The organism is Pseudomonas sp. RW407, from assembly GCF_003176655.1.
Classification (GTDB): Bacteria; Pseudomonadota; Gammaproteobacteria; order Pseudomonadales; family Pseudomonadaceae; genus Pseudomonas; species Pseudomonas delhiensis.
This window is the reverse complement of the sequence record NZ_QGSL01000017.1, coordinates 1-352: the sequence shown is the minus strand read 5'-3', so window position 1 is coordinate 352 and position 352 is coordinate 1. Positions and strand designations below refer to the sequence as shown.

At 52.3% G+C, this 352-nt stretch carries 2 rRNA genes; both read left to right on the top strand.

Annotated features, from left to right (window positions below):
• Positions 1-73: ribosomal RNA gene (locus DK254_RS00825) — 23S ribosomal RNA — on the top strand; the annotation flags it as partial.
• A 131-nt stretch (positions 74-204) separates the two neighbouring features.
• Positions 205-320, top strand: a 5S ribosomal RNA gene (gene rrf, locus DK254_RS00820).
• Positions 321-352 lie beyond the last annotated feature (32 nt).

The window sequence follows — 352 nt, the reverse complement described above, 5'->3', positions numbered from 1 at the left end:
TTGATAGGTCGGGTGTGTAAGCGCTGTGAGGCGTTGAGCTAACCGATACTAATTGCCCGTGAGGCTTGACCATATAACACCCAAACAATTTGTGTGTTAGACGGTGAAGTCGACGAACCGAAAGTTCGTGTGAACCGCAAATACCTGTCACATACCCGAATCTGGGTGAGCGTGAGCGCAAGCCACGAGCATCCGAAAGAATTGCTTGACGACCATAGAGCGTTGGAACCACCTGATCCCATCCCGAACTCAGCAGTGAAACGACGCATCGCCGATGGTAGTGTGGGGTTTCCCCATGTGAGAGTAGGTCATCGTCAAGCACCTATCCCAAAACCCCTGATCAGCCTGGCTG